The organism is Vibrio sp. 661, assembly GCF_033339315.1.
Classification (GTDB): domain Bacteria; phylum Pseudomonadota; class Gammaproteobacteria; order Enterobacterales; family Vibrionaceae; genus Vibrio; species Vibrio alginolyticus.
This window is the reverse complement of record NZ_JAWOUJ010000093.1, coordinates 1-1,200: the sequence shown is the minus strand read 5'-3', so window position 1 is coordinate 1,200 and position 1,200 is coordinate 1. Positions and strand designations below refer to the sequence as shown.

Here is a 1,200-nt window from a genome sequence, read left to right as displayed (position 1 = left end):
GTCATCCTAATGGATGATGAAGACCGCGAGAATGAAGGTGACTTGATCATGGCTGCCGAGCATATTACGCCGGAAGCGATCAACTTTATGGCGACTTACGGTCGTGGCTTGATCTGTCTGACCATGACTAAAGCGCGTTGTGAAAATCTCGGCTTGCCGCCAATGGTGCAAGACAACAACGCGCAGTACACCACTAACTTTACTGTTTCTATTGAAGCTGCTGAAGGCGTAACCACGGGTATTTCAGCGGCTGACCGCGCACGTACCGTTCAAGCTGCGGTTGCGCCAAACGCAAAAGCGGCAGACTTGGTTCAACCGGGGCATATTTTCCCTCTTGCTGCGCAAGATGGTGGTGTATTGACTCGCGCTGGTCACACCGAAGCGGGTTGTGATTTAGCTCGCCTTGCGGGGCTTGAGCCTGCTTCTGTGATTGTTGAGATTCTAAACGACGACGGCACCATGGCTCGCCGCCCTGATCTTGAAATATTTGCTGAAAAACACGGCTTGAAGTTAGGCACTATTGCGGACCTTATCGAATACCGCAACAACACAGAAACGACCATTGAGCGTGTAGCAGAATGCAAACTGCCAACTGAACACGGTGAGTTCACTTTGGTGACTTACAAAGACACCATCGATAATCAAGTGCATTACGCGATGTGTAAAGGTGATTTGGCCGGCGAAGCGCCGCTGGTTCGTGTGCATCTACAAGACGTATTTACCGATGTATTACGCAGTGACCGCAATGCAGAGCGCAGCTGGACGCTGGATAAAGCGATGAAGCGTATCGGTGAAGAAGGCGGTGTTCTGGTTGTACTTGGCAATGAAGAATCAACCGAGTTGCTCATCCACCGCGTGAAGATGTTCGAAGCGCAAGATAAAGGCGAAGCACCTACTTTAGCGAAAAAGCAGGGCACGTCTCGCCGCGTGGGAGTGGGGTCGCAAATTCTTGCAGACCTTGGTGTTCACGATATGCGTCTTCTGTCTTCGACCAACAAAAAATACCATGCATTGGGCGGTTTCGGCCTGAACGTGGTTGAATACGTTTGCGAATAAGAAGTGAACGATAAGTTCCTAGTCCCATGCACACCTATTTTGGTGTGGACTAGGAACTCGTGACACGCGGCCAATTTCCATTAGATATTGCTCACAAATTTGTGCTAGAATCCGGCGATTCTCACTTGATGAACAAATTTCACT

1 protein-coding gene is annotated in these 1,200 nt (G+C 49.8%); it reads left to right on the top strand.

All coding sequences use genetic code 11. The features are described from left to right. The coding region (gene ribB / locus R7P69_RS24910) for a 3,4-dihydroxy-2-butanone-4-phosphate synthase (RefSeq protein ID WP_225466849.1) at nucleotides 1-1,056 on the top strand (1,056 nt) is incomplete at its 5' end. Nucleotides 1,057-1,200: the final 144 nt, after the last annotated feature.